Below are 19625 nucleotides of genomic sequence, written 5' to 3' on the forward strand. Positions count from 1 at the left end.
CGCCCGGGTGGTCGGGTACGTAACACTTAGTTACAAGCGGCGCGGCTCAGCTCCCGAGCAGCGACGCCCAGTTCTTCTTGGTCCAGCTGTCCTTGACCTTCTGCCCGGCCTGTCCCTGCCAGGCGTGGATGCCGGCGCGCAACAACTTGTTGTACTTCTTCGACATCTTGCCCGGGTAGTGGCCCTTCTGCTGCAGCAGGCACTTCAGGGCGCGGACCTGGCGCGGCTTGGCCTTGCGCGGCGCGACCTTCTTGTAGGTCTTCAGGCTCACCTTGATGCCGCCGCAGCCGTAGCCGGGCACCGTCGTGGCGCCGAGCTCGAGCCAGTTGCGGTCGATGTTGATCGTCACGCCGCCCCAGGTCTCGTTGTGGCCGCCCTGGTACTGCTTCACCCGGCCGCCGGGACGCCAGCCGTCCTCGGCGATGTAGCTGGTCGAGGTGTTCGCGACGCCGTCCCAGCGCGCGATCCAGATCCGGTCGGGCAGGACGACGTCCGCGCGGCCCTGGACGCGGGCCTGGTCGAGGATCTTGATGCCGGATCCGGCGCTGGAGTAGACGCCCGAGAGGTAGCCGAGCTGGCGCACCCGCGTGGTCCAGGCGCTGAGGAAGGCCAGCGCCGGCTCGGTGCACCCCGCGTTGGCCTTGCTCAGGCTCCAGCCCTCGAGGTCGTACCAGAGCGTGCTGCCCGGCACGATGCCCAGCGCGGTCGCCGCGGCCACGGCGCTGTCGGCCTCCGCGGAGCCCTGGGCGCGCGCGGCGGCGTACCCGTTCGTCGTGTCGTTGATGATCGTCGGGTCGATCGTGGCGCCGTAGCGCGGGAACCGGCCGACGCAGCTCGACTGCGGGCCGAGCGTGATCGCCAGGATCTGCCAGCCCTTGGCCAGCTGGGTCGACACCCAGGTCGGGGTCAGCTTCTTCTGCTCGCGGCAGAACCGCGAGGCCCCGGAGATGTAGACGCCGACGGCCCGGAACGGCGAGTGCGCCAGCCAGGTGTCCATCTTGGCCTGCGACTGGGTCTCGCACTGGTCGAAGCCCAGGCCGGTGAAGTTGCCCGGCGTCGGCGGGTTCGTGGACTTCGCCGCCAGGTCCACCGGCGCGTCGGTGCTGTTCGCCGTGGGCGTGCCACTCAGCGGGGAGAGCACCAGCGCGAGCAGGACCAGCAGGACGCCGGCACCGGTGCCCAGCAGGGGGAGGTGGAAGCGGCGGTGGGACGGACGAACGGGCCGGGAAGGCATCTCGGACTCCAGGGGAAGAGGGGTCGGCAGGTAAAGGCCGAGTCACGATAACCACAAGATTCACACGAGTAACAGGGCTTCGGATGAACTACAGAGTTGTAGTTCGTCTACGGTGGCGGAGTGCCGCTGCAACCGGGTGATTCGTTCGGTCGGTACGACGTGACCGGGCACCTCGGACGAGGCGGCATGGGCGTCGTGCTGGCCGCCGTCCACCGCGACCTGGACCGGCCCGTCGCGCTCAAGGTGCTCGCCCCGCACCTCGTCGACGACGCCGGATACCGGGCGCGGTTCCTGCGTGAGGCGAAGGCCCTCGCGCGGCTGGACTCGCCGTACGTCGTCCGGGTCTTCGACGCGGGCGAGGAGGAGGGCGCCCTCTTCATCGCGACCGAGCTGGTGGCCGGCGGCGACCTCAACCAGCTGCTGCGCGGGCGGGGTGCGCTGCCGGCCGCCGACGCCGTCGCGCTGGTCCGCGACCTGGCCGTCGGGCTCGGCGCGGCCCACGACGTCGGGATCCTGCACCGCGACATCAAGCCGTCCAACGTGCTCGTCGCCCGGCTCCCCGACGGGCGGATCCGGCCGGTGCTCTGCGACTTCGGCATCGCCGCGGTCGCCGACCTCGAGCAGCTCGCCACCACCGGTGCGGTGGGGACGCCCGGCTACATGGCACCCGAGCGGCACCAGGGCTCGGACGCCAGCGTCGCCTCCGACATCTACGCGCTCGGCTGCCTGCTCTGGGCGGCACTGACCGCGCGGGCGCCGTACGAGGGGATGACCGGGCAGGTCCTGCTCGGTCACCTCCAGGGCCCGATCCCGCAGCTGCCGGCCACCTCGAGGGAGGCGCGGGCGCTCAACGAGGTGCTCACCGTCGCGCTGGCCAAGGACCCCGCCGACCGGTTCGGTACGACGGCCGAGCTGGTCGCCGCGCTCGACGCGGTCCCGCTCGGTCCCGTCGAGCACACCCTGATCGCCCCGCCCCCGCCGCCGCTCCCGGCCGGGCGCCGGTCGCGGCGTACCCCGCTCCTCGCCGGTCTGATCGGCCTCGTCGCGACGCTCGCCCTGGTCGCGGGCGCGATCGTCTGGGCCCTCGACGGCTCGGACCCGGCCCCGCCGGCGCGCGCGAGCGACCCGTCGACCGATGGCGCCGAGCCGGAGGACGACCCGCTGCTCGCCGCCTTCCCCCGGGCGGCCGACTGCGGGGTGGTGCCCGATCCCAAGTCGGCCCGGGTGCAGGCGCGGTGGTGCCTCGACGACACGTCGTCGGTGTACTACGCCCAGTGGCGCACCTGGGACGCCATGGACGCCAACTACCGGGACCGGATCGAGCGGGACCACTCCTACCGTCCCGACGTGAAGGCAGCCTGGGTGGAGCTGGCCGAGGTCGACCGCGACCACTGCCGGCGCAAGCTCGCCGTCTGGTACGCCGACCGCACGGCGCCGTACTCGATCACCGTCTGCGCGGACAGCGAGCAGGAGGTGCTCGACGTGCTCGACGCCATCGACCTGCCCTCGGGCGACGAGGTCGTCGCTCGTGCCGGTGCGGTCCCCGATGCGCTCGTCACCGCCTTCCCGAGCGCCGCCGTCTGCAAGGTCGTCGCCGAGCCGAAGCCGATCCGGGTCCGCGCGCGCTGGTGCCACGACGCGACCTCGTCGGTGCACTACACGCAGTGGACCGACTGGGACGCGATGGACGCCAACTACCGCCGTCAGACCCTCACCCCGGTCACCGACCTGGGTGAGGACCTCACCGCGGCGTGGGTCGAGCTGACCAAGGCCGAGGGCGAGACCTGGGAGACCAAGCTCGCGGTCTGGTACGCCGACGAAGGCGCGCCGTACTCCGTGACCATCTATGCCGACACCCGGGAGGCCGCCCGGCGGGTGTTCGACAGCCTCGACCTGCGGCCCGGTGACGAGGTCGCCGCCGTCCCACGGGGCTGAGCCCCGACCCATCGGTGGCTGGCTGCTGCGCGCCACCGCAGCGGCGCGCTCGCTGCGTTGCAGGTGCTCGATGGGCGGACGAGCACTACTTCGCACCTGCGCCTTGCGATCGCACCCCTGCGATGACGCTCGCGACGCCACCCACCGATGGGTCGGGGCTGAGCCGAAGCAGGTGATCGGCCCGGTCACGGATACCCTTGGGGCCGTGGCCGACACCGCTTCCGCACCCGTACGCTCCGCACTCGACACCGTGGCCGTGGCGGCCGGTGACCCCGACCGGGAGCAGCCCTGGTCCGAGCTCGGCCTGAAGGCCGACGAGTACGAGCGGATCCGCGAGATCCTGGGCCGTCGCCCCACCGGCGCGGAGCTGGCGATGTACTCGGTCATGTGGAGCGAGCACTGCTCCTACAAGTCCTCCAAGGTGCACCTCAAGCAGTTCGGCGAGATCCCGCAGGAGACCCCGATCGGCCCGATGCTCGCGGGCATCGGCGAGAACGCCGGCGTCATCGACATCGGCCAGGGCTACGCGGTCAGCTTCAAGGTCGAGAGCCACAACCACCCGTCGTACGTCGAGCCCTACCAGGGTGCCGCGACCGGTGTCGGCGGCATCGTCCGCGACATCATCGCGATGGGTGCGCGTCCGGTCGCGGTCGTGGACCCGCTGCGCTTCGGCCCGCTCGACGCCGACGACACCCACCGCGTGCTGCCCGGGATCGTCGCGGGCGTCGGCGGCTACGGCAACTGCCTGGGCCTGCCCAACATCGGCGGCGAGGCCGTCTTCGACGAGACCTACCTCGGCAACCCGCTCGTCAACGCGGGATGCATCGGGGTGCTGCGCCACGAGGACCTCCACCTCGCCAAGGCGTCCGGAGAGGGCAACCTCGTCGTCCTGTACGGCGCCCGCACCGGTGGCGACGGCATCGGCGGTGTCTCGGTGCTCGCCTCCGAGACCTTCGACGCCGACGGCCCGGCCAAGCGCCCGAGCGTCCAGGTCGGCGACCCGTTCATGGAGAAGCTGCTCATCGAGTGCACGCTGGAGCTGTTCCGGGCCGGCGTCGTCGCCGGCATCCAGGACCTCGGCGGCGCGGGCCTGTCCTGCGCGACCTCCGAGCTGGCGTCCGCCGGCGACGGCGGCATGCACGTCCACCTCGACAAGGTGCCGCTGCGCGACTCGACCCTCTCGCCCGAGGAGATCCTCATGAGCGAGAGCCAGGAGCGGATGATGGCGGTCGTCGAGCCCGGCGACATCGCCGCCTTCCTGGCGATCACCACCAAGTGGGACGTCGAGGCCTCGGTCATCGGCGAGGTCACCGAGACCGGCCGCCTGGTCATCGACTGGCACGGCGAGACCGTGGTCGACGTGCCCCCGCGGACCGTCGCGCACGACGGCCCCGTCTACGAGCGCCCGTTCGCCCGCCCGGAGTGGCAGGACGCGCTGCAGGCCGACGGTGCCGAGAAGCTCGCCCGGCCCACCACCGGCGACGAGCTGCGCGCCACCCTGCTCCAGCTGGTCGCCAGCCCCAACCTGTGCGACAAGTCGTGGATCACCGACCAGTACGACCGCTACGTCCAGGGCAACACCGTCCTCGCGCAGCCGGCCGACTCCGGCATGGTCCGCGTCGACGAGGAGACCCACCTCGGGGTGTCGATCTCCACCGACTGCAACGGCCGCTTCGCCAAGCTCGACCCGTACGCCGGCGCCCAGCTCGCGCTCGCCGAGGCCTACCGCAACGTCGCCACCGGCGGCGCGCTGCCGCTGGCGGTCTCCGACTGCCTCAACTTCGGCTCGCCCGAGGACCCGGCCGTGATGTGGCAGTTCGCCGAGGCCTGCCGAGGCCTGAAGGACGCCTGCCTCGAGCTCGGCATCCCGGTCACCGGCGGCAATGTCAGCCTCTACAACCAGACCGGCGAGACCGCGATCCTGCCGACCCCCGTCGTCGCCGTGCTCGGCGTGATCGAGGACGTGCGTCGTCGTACCCCCTCGTCCTTCCAGGCCGCCGACGAGCGGATCGTGCTGCTCGGCACCACCCGCGAGGAGCTGTCCGGCTCGGAGTGGGCCAACGTCGCCCACGGCCACCTCGGCGGCCTGCCGCCGCGGGTCGACCTGCGTGCCGAGCGCAACCTCGCCCGCCTGCTCAAGGACCTCGTCGGCATCGCGACCAGCGCCCACGACCTCTCCGACGGCGGCCTGGCCCAGGCCCTCGCCGAGGCGGCCATGGTCAGCGGGATCGGCGCGCGGGTCGAGCTCGAGGGCGACGCCTTCGTCGGCCTGTACGCCGAGTCCGCCGCCCGCGCGGTCGTCACCGTCGCCGCCGGCGACCTCGACGAGCTGCGTGCGCTGTGCGCGCGCCACGACGTCCCCCTGACCGAGCTCGGCGCCACCGGTGGCGACGTGCTCGCGGTCGAGGGGCAGTTCGAGGTGGCGCTCGGCGAGCTGCGCGACGCGTGGAGCGCGACGCTGCCCACCGCGCTGGGCTGAGCCGAATCGACCGGGCGCGCCTACTTCAGGCGCGCCGTGGCGTTGACCTTCAGGTCCAGGGTGTCCGTCGCCTCGCTGCCGCCGAAGACGGTGGCCAGGCGCAGGTCGAAGTCCTGCTCGATCGCCAGCGCCCGCGACGGCTTGCCCTCGACGTCGAAGACGACCTTGAACTCGGTGGTGCAGGCGCCGCTGTTGGTCAGGTCCGGGCAGGCGGTGTTGGTCGAGTTCCGGATCACGTGGGCGGCCTCGACGTCGCCGAGCCGGTAGCTGCTCTCGACGTTGTCGGCGTAGTAGACCGCACCTGACTTGAGGTCGTCGGCGACCTCGGTCCAGCGGCCGAGCGTGGTCCGCACGGTCACCACCCGCCAGCTGTGGCCCTCCGCCGCCCAGGCGTCGCCGGCGTACGGCAGGTCGACCGGGCGGGTCACGGTGCAGGTGAACTCCGGCGCGCGCGGCGTCGTCCGCCCGAACTCGACCTCCGGTGAGCACGGGAAGCGCTTCGCGCGGGGCTTGGTGATGTCGTAGAGCGGGGCCGCTCGGCCCTCCTCGACCTCGCCGCTGGCCAGGTCGACCTTCTGGGTGACGCCGTCGAAGTCGACGTCGAGCTTCGGGTCGGCGCCGGTGCCGGACACCAGCACGTAGAACGAGCTGGAGCCCTCGCCCGTGAGCTCCGGGGCCGGGATCCGGTACGACGCCCCGTCGGCCACCAGGTCGATCACCGGGCTCGCATCGGTCGTGAGGTAGCCGGACAGTGCGCCGAAGGTGGCGGCGTCGTACTGCCAGGTGATCGGCACGAACGCACTGCCCTCCGGGGCCACGACCTTCGCGACCTGGCGGGTGTCGGCTGCCGAGATCTCCGTGACCGGCTTGCCCGCGGTCACCTCGAGGCGCCCCACCGGCAGGGCCACGACGGACTCGACGCCCTGTCCGGAGAACTGGGCGTCGTCCGCAGCGGCCACCACGTCGCCGACCTCGATCCCGCTGTCGCCCCCGCACGCAGCGAGGACGGGCGCGAGCAGGAGCAGACCGAGCAGGCCCGTGGAGCTGCGACGAAGGAGCATGGGCCCCATTGTGGTGGTCGCGGTCACGCGGCGTGTGCGGGACTCCGATCCGGAGGGGTGAGCGGTGTCCACCGCGAGGGCCGCGGCACCGCACGGACCGACCGCGACAAGGTGGGCACGAGTGCGACGGCAGCGGTCAGCGCGCCGAGGGCGAGCACGGCGTCCCGGCCGCCGAGCAGGGTGAGCAGGGCGCCGGCCAGCGCGGGGGCGAGCGGGATGGTCAGCATCGACACCGCCTGCATCGACGCCTGCATCCGCCCGACCAGGTCGGGCGGCGTGATCGCGAGGCGGTACGAGCCGAGGGCCGCGTTGCCGGCCGGGTTGAGGAGCATGCCGGCCGAGGAGGCGAGGGCGAGCGACCACGGGTGGTTCCACAGCGCGAGGGGTACGGCGAGCGGCACGAAGCTCCACGCCACGACCACCACGAGTGCGCCGGTCGCGCACCGCTCGATGAGGACCGGCGCGGCGAGCGCGCCGAGGATGCCGAAGGTGCCGATCGCGGTCTCCGCCAGCCCGATCTGCCAGGCCGGGAAGCCGGCCTCGACCAGGCGCAGCAGCGAGACGAAGAAGAGCGCGTTGACCACCAGGTTGGCCGCCGGCGACCAGCACAGCACGATCCGCAGGAACCGGTGGCCCCACAGGAACCGCAGGCCCTCGCCGAGGTCCCGCAGCGGGCGGCCGGGGACGCCCGGGGCGGCGGTCCGCGGCTCGGGGGAGAGGTCGGTGCGGACCCGGCCGAGCAGCACCCAGCTCAGCGCGTAGGTGACGGCGTCCGCGGCGAACGGCGCCCACCGCGCGACGCCGTACAGCGCGCCCCCGAGGGGACCGCCGAGCAGGCTCGCGATGTGCTGGCGCGCCTGTTGCTGGCTGAGCGCGGTGGGCAGCTCCACGCGGTCGACGACCCGGCGGATCGCGGAGTTCTCGGCCGGGAGGAACAGCCCCGCGACCAGGCCGCTGGCGACGGCGACGGCGAGCAGGTGGGGGAGGGCGAGCCGGCCGGCCACGCCCGCGGCGACCAGTGAGGCGTGCAGGACGACGCCGGCGCCGAGGGAGAGGCGCATCAGGCGCAGCCGGTGGTACCGGTCGGCGAGCACGCCCGCGGGCAGCAGCATCACCACCATGCCGAGCAGGTACGCCGCCTCGGCCGCCGCGGCCCACAGTGCCGACCCGCTGAGCGCATAGGCCACCAGAGGCAGCGCGAAGGTCGTGATGCGGGTGCCGAGCTCGGAGACGGTCGCCGCGATCCAGAGCGCGGTGAAGTCGTGGTTGCGCGCCAGCGAGCGGTAGGACGACATTCCCGCACCATATGTTGCGCAACACATATTGCGCAATGAGTCCTGCGGATGTCGGTAGGGTGGTGCCATGGTGATGTACGACGACCCGCGGATCCTCCGCGCGATCGCGCACCCCACCCGCAACCGGGTGCTCCACGAGCTCTCCGCGGCGGGCTCGATGCGCGCCGCCGACATCGCCCGGGTCCTCGACATCCCGGCCAACCAGGCCAGCTTCCACCTGCGCCAGCTGGCGAAGTACGGCCTGGTCGAGGATGACCCCGACGCCGCGCGCGACCGCCGCGACCGGGTCTGGCGGCTGGTCGACCCCGACGGGATCCGGTTCCGCACCGCCGACATGCTCGCCCAGCCGGGTGGCCGTGCGGCGTACGCCGTCTTCCGGCGCAACGCCGTCGCCCACGGCCAGCACCTCGTCGAGCGCGCCTTCGCCGTCGCCGACGACGCCGAGCAGCCGGGCCGTAGCGTCTCGGAGTGGTCGCTCCTGCTCAGTCCCGACGAGGCCCGCGAGCTGATGGACGAGCTCATCGAGGTCGTCGAGCGCCGGCGCGAGGCCGGCCGCGAGCACGGTCCCGGCGAGGGGCGCGAGACCTACTCGGTGCTCCAGCTCATCCAGCCCTACCCCGAGGACCTCTGACATGCCCGCCCGGCTCAAGCCCGCCCCTGCCGCCGAGGTCGCCGCGGCCCTGGCCCGCCTCGATGCGGGTACGGCGCAGCGCGCCGACCTGCGGCTGCTCACCAAGCACTTCCTCGCCCTGCTCGAGACCCTCGCCCCGGGCCGCTCGGTCGAGGTCCGGGTGCCGCCGTACGCCGCCGTGCAGGTGATCGAGGGCGTGCGGCACACCCGCGGCACCCCGCCCGCCGTCATCGAGACCGACGCCGCCACCTGGATCGCGCTCGCGACGGGCCGGCTCGCGTGGACCGACGCCGTCGAGAGCGCGCGGGTGCAGGCCAGCGGGGAGCGGACCGACCTGACGCTCTACCTGCCGCTGGGATAGGCCTCAGCCCTCCGCGCCCTCCAGGGCGTCGGCCAGCGCCTCGGCCTCGTCGCGGTCCAGGTCGCCGGCGATCTGCACCTTGCCGTCAGTGATCGCGGACTGGATGACGGGCGCGGTGACGATCCGCCCGCCGGTCACGATCGCCACCTGCTGCTGGGTCCCGACCAGCTCGCGGGTGATGGCCTCGAAGGTCGTGGTCGCCTCGTCGTCGAGCTCGACGGCGACCGTCCAGCCGCCGCCGTCGGGGCTCATCGCAGCCTCGGCGTCGTCGACGCCGCCGACGATCTCGGCCGGCGCCAGCCGGTGGGCGGTGCCCTCGTCGTCGCAGGCGATCGCCTCCGCCGCCGGGTCCGGCTGCACCGCCGGGCCGGGGCAGGCGTCGGTCGTCTGCTCGAGGACGCGGCGGAACTGCACGGGCTCGGCCGGCGTACCGCCGTCGCCGCGCTCGGTGTCGTCGCTGTCGTCGCTGTCGTCGCCGCCGCCGCACGCGGCGAGGGCGAGGACGAGGGTCGCCGCGGTGGTCATGGCCGTGAGGGTCCGAGAAAGTGCCATGCCTCGATGCTGCCCCATAGATTGGCGGGCATGACCGGACCCGTCTCCACCACCGACCTGCGTACGCGCCTCGCCGAGATCCTCCCGGGTGTCCGATCGGACCTCGAGGCCCTCGTCCGCATCCAGTCCGTCAGCGCCGACCCCGCCCGCCTCGACCAGGTCGAGGTGAGCGCCCAGGCCACTGCTGACCTGTTCGCCGCGGAGGGCGTCGACGTGCGGATCGTGCGCGCCTTCGACGGCGCCCCGCCCGCCATCATCGGGGAGAAGAAGGGGCCCGAGGGTGCGCCCACGGTGCTCCTCTACGCCCACCACGACGTGCAGCCCGAGAACGACCACGCCGAGTGGGACTCCCCGCCGTGGGAGCCCACCGAGCGCGACGGCCGGCTCTACGGGCGCGGCGCCGCCGACGACAAGGCCGGCATCCTCACCCACGTCGCCGCGCTGCGGATGCTCGGCGACGACCTGCCGGTCACCGTCCGGCTGTTCATCGAGGGCGAGGAGGAGGTCGCCAGCGCGACCCTCCCGCAGCTGCTGCAGAAGTACGTCGAGGAGCTGCGCTCCGACGTCATCGTGATCGCCGACTCCGGCAACTGGGACATCGGCGTCCCGGCGCTCACCACCAGCCTGCGCGGCCTGGTCCGCGTCAACGTCGAGGTCCGTACCCTCAGCCACGCCGTCCACCAGGGCATGTGGGGCGGCCTGGTCCCCGACGCCCTGATCACCCTGTCGCGGCTGATCGCGAGCCTCCACGACGACGCCGGCAACGTCGCTGTCGCGGGCCTGCACTCCGGGCCCGCCGCCGACGTCGAGTACCCCGAGGAGCGGCTCCGCGCCGAGTCCGGGGTCGCCGAGGGCGTCGAGTGGATCGGCTCCGGCCCGGCCGTCGAGCGGCTGTGGACCAAGCCCGCGCTGTCGGTCATCGGCCTCGACGCCCCCAAGGTCGACGGCTCGTCCAACACCCTCATCCCGTCGGCCCGCGCCCGCCTCGCGCTGCGCACGGCGCCCGGCGAGACCTCCGAGAACGCCCTCGCCTGCCTGCGCGCCCACCTCGAGAAGCAGGTCCCGTGGGGCGCGCAGCTCACCATCGACGTCGTCGACACCGGCGAGCCGATCGCGCTCGAGGTCACCGGTCCGGCGTACGACGCCGCGCGGGCCGCGTTCACCGAGGCCTGGGACGGCACCGCCCCGGTCGACATGGGCGTCGGCGGCTCGATCCCGTTCATCGCGGAGTTCCTCGAGTCCTTCCCGCAGGCCTCCGTGCTGGTGACCGGCGTCGAGGACCCCGACACCCGCGCCCACGGCCCCAACGAGGGACTGCACCTCGCCGAGTTCGAGAAGGTGCTGCTCGCCGAGGCGCTGCTGCTGCGCAACCTCGGCGCCTGACCTCGCGTCGAGTTGCCCCTGACTCACCGTTGAGTTGCCGCATCCTCACGTCCGAGTTGCCACTTCGATCGGCCGCCGGCGCAGGAATCGGCAACTCAACGGTGAGGATGCGGCAACTCAACGGTGAGGACGGGGCAACTCGAACTGGCTTAAGTGCAGTGATTCGCTAGACTCACTCGCATGACGGCGACGAGCATCCCGACGGCGACCCCGACGTCCCCCCGCACGCGGACCCGGGTGGCGGTGATCGGCGGTGGCGCGAGCGGGGTCCTCACTGCCATCAACCTGCTGGTGCGATCCGACGACCCGGGCCTCGAGGTCGTCGTCCACGAGGCCAGCGGCATCGTCGGCCGGGGCGTCGCCTACGGCACCAACGACCAGCGCCACCTGCTCAACGTCCGCGCCCGGCACATGAGTGCCTTCCCCGACGCGCCCTCGGACCTGCTCGACTGGGCGCTGCGTACCGGTCGCAGCAGCGACCCGCAGGGCTTCCTGCCGCGCGCCGACTACGCGATCTACCTCCAGGACCGGCTGGCCGACGTCGCCGACGACCGGCTCCGGATCCGCGCCGGCCGGGTCCTCGACGTCGTCCCCACCGGCGCCGGCTTCGAGGTCGTCACCGAGCGGTCCGCCGCGCACGCCGACGCCGTCGTGCTGTGCCACGGGAACCAGCCGCCCCGTCCGCTCGCCACCGCGGGCGGGGCGGCTCTGCCCGATGCGCCCTGGCATGTCGCCAACCCCTGGGAGCTGGCGCGGCTGCGCGCCCTCCCCGCCGACGCCCGCGTGGTCGTCGTCGGCACCGGGCTGACCGGCATCGACACGACCATCACACTGCTCGAGGACGGCCCTGCGCGCCACGTCACGCTCGTCAGCCGCAACGGGCTGCTGCCCAAGCCGCACGTCGGCCAGGCCCACACCGCCTGGGTCACCAAGGTCCCCGACGACGCCGTCACCGCCGACGGCATCGCCGCGGCGCTCGCCGACGAGTGCCGCGCCGCCGCCGAGCGCGGGGTCGGCTGGCGTGCGGTCGTCGACGGCCTGCGTCCGCTCACCCAAGAGCTGTGGCGCCGCCTTCCGGTCGCCGAGCGCCGCCGCTTCCTCGACGTCCACGCCCGGGACTGGGAGGTGCGCCGGCACCGGATGGCGCCCGAGGTCGCGCTGCGCCTCCAGTCCTACCGGTACGACGACCGGCTGGCCGTCCACGCCGGCAGCCTGCACGCCGTGGAGGACCTCGGCGAGCGCTGCCGGGTCACCACCGCACCCGGCCACGCACCGGTCGACGTCGACGCGGTCGTCAACTGCACCGGCCCGCTGCCCGACGTACGCCACAGCTCCGACCCGCTCCTGCGCGCCCTCGTCGCCCGCGGCACCGTGACCCCCGATCCCCTCGCGCTCGGCATCGACGCCACCGTCGACGGAGCCGTCCTCGGGGCCGACGGCCGGGTCGTCGACGGGCTGTTCGTGGTCGGCCCGCCGCGCAAGGGCACGCTGTGGGAGTCGACCGCGATCCCCGAGATCCGGGGGCAGGCGGCACAGGTCGCGACGGCGGTGGTGCAGCGCACGTCTCGGAGCATCGTCGCGAACTGAGCGATCCGCGCCCCGGCCGGTAGGCTTGCGCAACGTGTGCGGAGTCTTCGGTGTATGGGCCCCGGGTGAGGACGTCGCGAAGCTGACGTACTTCGGCCTCTACTCGCTGCAGCACCGCGGGCAGGAGTCCGCGGGCATCTCGGTCAGCAACGGTCGGCAGATCCTCGTCTACAAGGACATGGGCCTCGTCTCCCAGGTCTTCGACGAGAACACCCTCGAGTCGTTCGCGGGCCACCTCGCGGTCGGTCACTGTCGCTACTCGACCACGGGCGCGAGCACGTGGCAGAACGCGCAGCCGACCTTCCGGCCCACCGAGGACGGCTCGATCGCGCTCGGCCACAACGGCAACCTGATCAACACCGCGCACCTCGCGGAGATGGTCCAGGCGCTGCCGAGCGAGGACGGCGAGCTCGACATCCACGCCCACAACCTCGAGTCGTCCACCAACGACACGAGCCTGGTGACCGCGCTCCTCGCGCACCACCCCGACCAGTCGCTGGAGGCTCGCGCGCTGGAGCTGCTGCCGCAGGTCGAGGGCGCGTTCTCGTTCGTGTTCATGAACGAGAACACGCTGTACGCCGCCCGCGACCCCGAGGGCATCCGGCCGCTCGTGCTGGGCCGCCTCGAGCGGGGTTGGGTCGTCGCGAGCGAGGACGCCGCCCTGGCGACCACCGGCGCGAGCGTCGTGCGGGAGGTCGAGCCGGGCGAGCTGATCGTCATCGACGAGGACGGTCTGCGCTCCCACAAGTTCGCCGAGCCGCGCCGCAAGGGCTGCGTGTTCGAGTACGTCTACCTCGCCCGTCCCGACGCCACCATCGCCAACCGCAGCGTGCACGAGGCGCGGGTCGAGATGGGCCGCCAGCTCGCGCGCGAGTTCCCGGTCGAGGCCGACCTGGTCATCCCGGTCCCCGAGTCCGGCACCCCTGCCGCGTCCGGCTACGCGCTGGAGAGCGGCATCCCGTTCGGCCAGGGCTTCGTCAAGAACGCCTACGTCGGCCGCACCTTCATCCAGCCCTCGCAGACCCTGCGCCAGCTCGGCATCCGGCTCAAGCTCAACGCGCTCGAGCACATGATCCGCGGCAAGCGGATCGTCGTGGTCGACGACTCGATCGTGCGCGGAAACACCCAACGCGCCCAGGTCCGGATGCTCCGCGAGGCCGGCGCGCTCGAGGTCCACGTCCGGATCTCCTCCCCGCCGGTGAAGTGGCCGTGCTTCTACGGCATCGACTTCGCGACCCGTGCCGAGCTGATCGCCAACGGCCTCGACGTCGACGAGATCGCGGCCAGCGTCGGCGCCGACAGCCTCGGCTACATCTCGCTCGAGGGCATGGTCCAGGCGACCGGCCAGCCGCAGAGCACCCTGTGCACCGCCTGCTTCACCGGCGACTACCCGATCGAGCTCCCCGACGAGAGCCTGCTCGGCAAGCACCTCCTCGAGGCCACGCTCACGCCGAGCACCCACGGCGAGGCCCTCCCTGTTTTCAACAATCCGTGATCGAGGAGAACCGTGGCTGACAATGCAACCGGGGCCTACGCCCGTGCCGGTGTCGACATCGAGGCCGCGGACCGCGCCGTCGACCTGATGAAGGAGTGGGTCGCGAAGTCCCGCCGTCCCGAGGTGCTGGGTGGCCTGGGCGGCTTCGCCGGCCTCTTCGACGCCTCGGCACTGAAGAAGTACGAGCGTCCGCTGCTCGCGACCTCCACCGACGGCGTCGGTACCAAGGTCGACATCGCGCGGAAGATGGACAAGCACGACACGATCGGCTTCGACCTCGTCGGCATGGTCGTCGACGACCTCGTGGTCTGCGGTGCCGAGCCGTTGTTCATGACCGACTACATCGCCACCGGCAAGGTCGTGCCCGAGCGGATCGCCGCGATCGTCAAGGGCATCGCCGAGGCGTGCACCGAGGCGGGCTGCGCGCTCGTCGGCGGTGAGACCGCCGAGCACCCCGGCCTGCTCGCCCCCGACGAGTACGACGTCGCCGGCGCCACCACCGGTGTCGTCGACGCGCACCGCCTGCTCGGCGCCGAGAAGGTCGCGGAGGGCGACGTCGTCATCGCGATGAAGGCCTCCGGACTCCACTCCAACGGCTACTCCCTGGCCCGGCACGTCTTCTTCACCGAGCTCGGCTGGGAGCTCGACCGTCAGGTCGACGAGCTCGGCTCGACGCTCGGCGAGGAGCTTCTCGTGCCGACGAAGATCTACGCGAAGGCCTGCCTCGCGCTCGCCGACGCGACCGGCACGCACGCGATGGCCCACATCACCGGTGGCGGACTGGCCAACAACCTGGCCCGCGTCATGCCCGCTCACCTCAGCGCCACGCTCGACCGCGCGAGCTGGACCCCGCAGCCGATCTTCGACGTCGTCCGCACGGCGGGCGGTGTCGACCAGGCAAGCCTCGAAGCGACCCTCAACTGCGGCGTCGGCATGGTCTCCCTCACCCCGGCCGCAGAGGTCGACGCGGCGATCGCCACGCTCGGGGAGCACGGCGTCCAGGCCTGGGTCGCGGGCGAGGTCGTGGCCGGCGACGGCAGCGTGACGCTGGTCGGTCAGCACCCCGGTTGGTGACCTGCGCCTCATCCGCGCGCGCCACGCGTGCGGATGAGGCTCCCAGCGTGCGGGAACACCCACCGGCCATGTACCGTTGGACCCACGAGACTACGTATTCAGCAGTCCGGGGCCCGGAGGGCTACCGGCCAAGTGTGCGAGGGGGCTGGACCCTATGGGCCGCGGCCGTGCGAAAGCCAAGCAGACCAAGGTCGCTCGCGACCTGAAGTACCGCACTCACGAGACTGACCTCTCGGCGCTGGCGGCGGAGCTCCATGGAGAGCCCGCATCGTCCAGCGCCGACGAGGTGGAGCCCGAGGTGCTCGACAAGTGGTCGGACTACGCCGACCGCCGCGACTGAGCTGAATGGCGCGAGCGCGTCGCTCGTTCCTCGCGCCGCGCTGCCGCGCCGCAGTCGAGGTCCGTGGTCGTCACGTCCGCGTGGCGGCAACACGGTCGGCTCGCGGAAAGACTCGGCTCCTCCGCTCCGGTCGCTCGTTCCTCGCTCCCTGCGCTCCGTCGCCATTGCTTCCCGCGATGACCGACGACGTGGGTTGACGCGGATCGGGTCACGCCGGCGCGGCCTGTCGCATGACCACCACGTCTCCGTGGGTGCCGTAGCCGGCGAGCCGGCCACCTGAGCGGCGCCCGTCGAACGTCACCAGCCGCCACTCGTCGCCCGGCACGTCCGGGTCGGGCGGCAGGACGCTCGGCCACGGGATGTTGGTGGGGTACGGCGCGCTCAGGGCGCCGATCTCGGTCATCGTCGTGTCGAAGACCGGGTAGCGGCCACGGACCGCCCGGCGGTTGTCCCTTCCGTCGCTGGCCAGGACCCTCCAGTCCTCGCCGACGCGGAGCAGGGTGGTGCCCTCGGTCGCCCGGCGGTCGGTCGCCGCGCCCCGCAGGGCGAGGTGGTCGAGCGACGGGCCGGCGGCGAGCAGCGGGTGGAAGTCGAAGAACCTGCGCGCGCTGACGAAGCCGACCAGCCACCCGCCGTCCGGGGTCCGCGCCAGGTGCGGGTCCCAGGTCCCGACCGTGGGGCCGTCGGTGGGCAGGTCCAGGCGCCGGGTGGGCAGCACGTGCTGCCCGCGGGTGAGGTCCTCGGCCGACTCGGCCAGGGTGACACCGAGCGCGCCCGGGACCCGGTCCGCCTTGCGCGCTGGGAAGTCCGACCAGGTGCTGGTGGCGACCAGCCAGCGATCGCCGTCGCGGACCAGGTGGGTGGCGTGGTCGCCGTACACCCCCGGTCGGTCGGGACGCTCGAAGAACAGGTCGCTGCGCCAGCTGATCCCACCGGACCGGGACAGCGACCAGACCGAGGTGTGCGCGGTGTCGAAGAATCCCGGCCCGGCGCTGGTGGCGGTCAGCAGCACCTCCGAGCCGATCCGGTACGGCGACCCGTCGGCGTGCGACACCACCCGGATGTCACGCAGCCCGAGCTGCCCGAAGCTCCCGGCGCGCACCTCGCTCGCCCCCGTGGCGTCGTGGGTGAGCCCGGCCAGCCAGTCCGGATCGCGGGTGTCGGGGCCGCCGATCTCGCGCAGGTCGATGCGCCCACGCGCGACCCAGGCGCCGTCCTCGTGGGTCAGCACCGCGAGGTGGCTGCCGGTCAGGGTCAGGCCCAGCCGGGTGGGGGGTGAGGAGACGCGACCGAACCGCCGGCTGCGCAGCGCGTGCTCGGCGCCGCCGATCCGGACCAGCAGCGAGGCCCGGCCGTCCTCGAGGCGCACCGCCAGCCGCGTCCCGTCGGCCCCCTCCAGTGCCAGCCCGGCCGCGCCGTCCCCGGACACCGCCGCCTCGACTGCGCCGAAGGGGGCGCGGAGGGGGAGGCCCTCGGCCGCCACCAGGGTGATCGGGCGGTGGCGGGCGGCGATCTCGAAGGACGGCAGCACGGGCGCACCCTACGCGGCATGATGCGTCCGTGCCCGCCCCCACCCTGACCCCGTTGACCGGCGGCAACGGCATCGCGCTGAGCGCCGCCCGCCCCGGCCCCGACCTCGCTGCCCTGGGCTGGTCCGAGGAGGAGTACGCCGCCAGCGGCACCGCCCGGGCGGTCGACGCCGCACACGGAGAGGCGCCGTACACGACCCGGGTCGTCGTACGGCGTCCGGTGACGGCGCCGGCCAGCGGGACCCTCGTCGTCGAGTGGCTCAACGTGAGCAGCGGCGCCGACGCCGCCCCCGACTGGACCTACCTCGCCGAGGAGCTGGTCCGTCAGGGTCATGCCTGGGCCGGCGTCTCCGCCCAGCGCAACGGCGTCGAGAACGGCGCCGCGACCGTCACGGTCGAGGGCGCGGCACTGCAGGGTCTCAAGGCCGTCGACCCGGTCCGGTACGGCGACCTGCACCACCCCGGGGACGCCTACGCCTACGGCATCTTCACCGACGTCGCCCGGGCCGCGGCCGAGCTGACCGGGGCGGAGCGGGTTCTCGCGATCGGTCAGTCGCAGTCGGCGTACGCGCTGACGACCTATCTCAACCACGTCCACCCGACCGAGCGCTTCTTCGACGGCTTCCTGGTCCACAGCCGCGGCGACGTCGCCGCCCCGCTCGGCGAGCCCGGCCGCGGCATCGACCTCCTCGCCGCGCGTGCCGCCGGCGAGCCGACGCCGGTCCGCGACGACCTCGACGTACCGGTCCTCGTGCTCGAGGCCGAGGGCGACCTGCTCGGCCGGATCAACTACCTGCCGGCCCGCCAGCCCGACGGGCCCCTGCTGCGCGTGTGGGAGGTCGCCGGCGCCGCCCACGCCGACCTGTTCCAGATCGGCGAGTTCGAGGCCTTCCTCGGCTGCCCCGACCCGGTCAACCGCGGCCAGCACGCGTACGTCGCCCGCGCCGCGCTCCGCCACCTCGAGGCCTGGGCTCGCGGCGGCCCTGCCGCCCCCTCCGCGCCGCCGCTGGAGATCGTCGGCGGCGCCTTCGTCCGCGACGACCTCGGCATCGTCCGCGGCGGCATCCGCACGCCCGTCGTCGACGCACCCGCCGATGTCGTCTCCGGCGACGCCGGTCCCGATGCGTCGGTCATCTGTGGCCTGTTCGGCCGCACCCTCCCGCTGCCCGCGGGAGCCGGCGCGCGGCTGTGGGCGACGCACGAGGCGTACCTGTCGGCGTACGAGAGCGCGACGGAGGCTGCCATCGCCGCCGGGTTCGTGCTCCGGGAAGACCGGGACGCGGTGCTGGCAGAGGCGCGTCAGGCCTGAGGCTCCCCGGCCTGCACGGGAGCCCGGCTGAGCCAGTCCATGAGGACCGTGTCGCGATCGCCCCCCAGGGCCGGGCTGGTACGGGCTCCGGGAACCCGCGGGACGGAGCCGGGGAAGCGCAGTGGCTGGGTCAGGAACGGAGTGCGTCCGAGGATCGGGTGGTCGAAATGCTCCACCAGGCCACGATGGGTGGCCTGCTCGCTGGCGAGGGCCTGGGCCAGGTCCCAGATCGGCGCTGCCGGCACACCGACCTCCTCGGCGGCCGCTACCGCCTCGGCCGTCGTACGTGCTGTCGACCAGCACGTCGCGAGGGCCTCGATGTCGACGCGGTGCGCGGTACGTGAGGAGTCGTCCCCGAAGCGGGGGTCGTTCGCGGCCTCGGGATGTCCGACGAGCGCACAGAACCGAGCGAACACGCTGTCGTTGGCCACCGCGATCGCGACGAGCCCGTCGTTGGTCGGGTAGGTGTCGAAGGGCGCGGAGACCGGGTGCCGGTTGCCCACCCGCCCCGGCAGCGCCCCGGTCGCCGTCAAGATGCTCATCGCGGTGACCTGGAGGGAGACCAGAGAGTCGAACATCGCGATGTCGACGTGGCGGCCGATGCCGGTCCGCTCTCGCTCGAAGAGCGCGGCGGTGACGCCCCAGGCGGCGTACAGGCCGGCGATGACGTCGCCGACGGACTCGCCCACCCGCGTCGGCCCGCCCTCGACCGTTCCGGTGCCTGCCATCAGGCCCGACATGGCCTGGACCACCAGGTCGTACGCCGGGGCATGGGCGAGCGGGCCATCCTGCCCGAACCCGGAGATGCTGGCGTAGACGAGCCGTGGGTTGATCGCGTTCAAGCTGGCGTGGTCGATGCCGAGGCGGGCGGTCACGCCCGGCCGGAAGTTCTCGACCAGGACGTCGGCGGCACGAACCAGGTCCAGCAGGGTGGCATGGTCGTCGGGGTCCTTGAGGTCCAGCGCGATGCTGCGCTTTCCGTGGTTGAGCTGGGCGAAGTAGACGCTCTCGCCGTCGCGGAACGGGCCGAGGTGGCGGGCGTCGTCGCCCTGATGCGCCTCGACCTTGACGATGTCGGCACCCAGATCTCCCAACATCGCGGTGCAGTAGGGGCCGGCCAGCACCCGGCTCAGGTCGAGCACCTTCACGTCGGTCAGCAGCGGCATCGTCGTCCTCCTCGGTCGATCAGGGGCTTCGGGCCGATCCCTGCGACCGTCCCGAGCGCGGCAACCGTAGGGACGCCTTGTCTCGGAGGACCACGTGCAAGTGCCTAATCATCGTCGCCGCCATAGGGCGTTTGCACATTGCGTGAGCCGGGTCACCTCGGCCTGAATAGTGCCGCAACGATCCCCGTCGAAAG

The 19625-nt window shown here is 72.9% G+C and carries 16 protein-coding genes; 10 read left to right on the top strand and 6 right to left on the bottom strand.

The features are described 5' to 3' along the window. Positions 1-46: 46 nt before the first annotated feature. Positions 47-1234: a glycoside hydrolase domain-containing protein gene (locus tag FBY23_RS05430; RefSeq protein ID WP_141797218.1), complete on the bottom strand. Its 1188-nt coding sequence runs from the start codon at positions 1232-1234 to the stop codon at positions 47-49. 159 nt (positions 1235-1393) lie between these two features. Here FBY23_RS05430 and FBY23_RS05435 point away from each other — a divergent pair, with 159 nt between their 5' ends. Together FBY23_RS05435 and purL are read left to right on the top strand one after the other, a co-directional pair. Beyond that, the gene (locus FBY23_RS05435; protein WP_260806567.1) at positions 1394-3169 is read left to right on the top strand and encodes a serine/threonine-protein kinase; all 1776 of its coding nucleotides are present in this window, start codon (positions 1394-1396) and stop codon (positions 3167-3169) included. Positions 3170-3374: 205 nt separating this feature from the next. Beyond that, positions 3375-5648, top strand: coding sequence for a phosphoribosylformylglycinamidine synthase subunit PurL (gene purL / locus FBY23_RS05440; RefSeq protein ID WP_260805771.1), 2274 nt, complete (start codon positions 3375-3377; stop codon positions 5646-5648). 20 nt (positions 5649-5668) lie between these two features. Here purL and FBY23_RS05445 read toward each other — a convergent pair whose 3' ends face one another. Together FBY23_RS05445 and FBY23_RS05450 are read right to left on the bottom strand one after the other, a co-directional pair. Further along, a complete protein-coding gene (locus tag FBY23_RS05445; RefSeq protein ID WP_141797221.1) occupies positions 5669-6709 on the bottom strand; it encodes a hypothetical protein in 1041 nt (346 codons plus the stop codon). Positions 6710-6732: 23 nt separating this feature from the next. Next, positions 6733-8004, bottom strand: a complete 1272-nt coding sequence (locus tag FBY23_RS05450) for an MFS transporter (RefSeq protein WP_141797222.1) — start codon at positions 8002-8004, stop codon at positions 6733-6735. Positions 8005-8071: 67 nt separating this feature from the next. Between FBY23_RS05450 and FBY23_RS05455 the strand changes: the two genes are divergently transcribed. Both FBY23_RS05455 and FBY23_RS05460 read left to right on the top strand, forming a co-directional pair. After that, positions 8072-8635, top strand: coding sequence for a helix-turn-helix domain-containing protein (locus FBY23_RS05455; RefSeq protein WP_141797223.1), 564 nt, complete (start codon positions 8072-8074; stop codon positions 8633-8635). Between the two features lies 1 nt (position 8636). After that, positions 8637-8996: a sterol carrier family protein gene (locus FBY23_RS05460; RefSeq protein WP_141797224.1), complete on the top strand. Its 360-nt coding sequence runs from the start codon at positions 8637-8639 to the stop codon at positions 8994-8996. A 3-nt stretch (positions 8997-8999) separates the two neighbouring features. Here FBY23_RS05460 and FBY23_RS05465 read toward each other — a convergent pair whose 3' ends face one another. After that, a complete protein-coding gene (locus tag FBY23_RS05465; RefSeq protein WP_141797225.1) occupies positions 9000-9521 on the bottom strand; it encodes a SecDF P1 head subdomain-containing protein in 522 nt (173 codons plus the stop codon). 57 nt (positions 9522-9578) lie between these two features. Between FBY23_RS05465 and FBY23_RS05470 the strand changes: the two genes are divergently transcribed. The 5 genes from FBY23_RS05470 (at position 9579) to FBY23_RS05490 (ending at position 15427) form a co-directional block, all read left to right on the top strand. Beyond that, complete coding sequence (locus FBY23_RS05470; RefSeq protein WP_141797226.1) at positions 9579-10931, top strand: dipeptidase; 1353 nt, start codon at positions 9579-9581, stop codon at positions 10929-10931. A 180-nt stretch (positions 10932-11111) separates the two neighbouring features. Then, positions 11112-12518, top strand: a complete 1407-nt coding sequence (locus tag FBY23_RS05475; protein ID WP_260805772.1) for an FAD/NAD(P)-binding protein — start codon at positions 11112-11114, stop codon at positions 12516-12518. Positions 12519-12543: 25 nt separating this feature from the next. Then, positions 12544-14013 carry an amidophosphoribosyltransferase gene (purF, locus tag FBY23_RS05480; RefSeq protein ID WP_141797227.1) on the top strand — a complete coding sequence of 490 codons (1470 nt, stop codon included), beginning with the start codon at positions 12544-12546 and terminating at the stop codon, positions 14011-14013. A 12-nt stretch (positions 14014-14025) separates the two neighbouring features. Next, complete coding sequence (gene purM, locus FBY23_RS05485; protein WP_141797228.1) at positions 14026-15087, top strand: phosphoribosylformylglycinamidine cyclo-ligase; 1062 nt, start codon at positions 14026-14028, stop codon at positions 15085-15087. Positions 15088-15241: 154 nt separating this feature from the next. Beyond that, complete coding sequence (locus FBY23_RS05490; RefSeq protein WP_141797229.1) at positions 15242-15427, top strand: DUF3073 domain-containing protein; 186 nt, start codon at positions 15242-15244, stop codon at positions 15425-15427. 208 nt (positions 15428-15635) lie between these two features. On the opposite strand, the gene FBY23_RS05495 is transcribed toward FBY23_RS05490, so the two are convergent. Beyond that, positions 15636-16958: a hypothetical protein gene (locus tag FBY23_RS05495; RefSeq protein WP_141797230.1), complete on the bottom strand. Its 1323-nt coding sequence runs from the start codon at positions 16956-16958 to the stop codon at positions 15636-15638. Positions 16959-16987: 29 nt separating this feature from the next. Between FBY23_RS05495 and FBY23_RS05500 the strand changes: the two genes are divergently transcribed. Continuing rightward, a complete protein-coding gene (locus tag FBY23_RS05500) occupies positions 16988-18265 on the top strand; it encodes an alpha/beta hydrolase domain-containing protein (protein ID WP_141797231.1) in 1278 nt (425 codons plus the stop codon). On the opposite strand, the gene FBY23_RS05505 is transcribed toward FBY23_RS05500, so the two are convergent. Then, on the bottom strand, positions 18256-19431 hold the full coding sequence (locus FBY23_RS05505) for a CaiB/BaiF CoA-transferase family protein (RefSeq protein WP_141797232.1): 1176 nt from the start codon (positions 19429-19431) through the stop codon (positions 18256-18258). The genes FBY23_RS05500 and FBY23_RS05505 overlap by 10 nt on opposite strands. Positions 19432-19625 lie beyond the last annotated feature (194 nt).

Source organism: Nocardioides sp. SLBN-35 (assembly GCF_006715725.1).
Lineage (GTDB): Bacteria > Actinomycetota > Actinomycetes > Propionibacteriales > Nocardioidaceae > Nocardioides.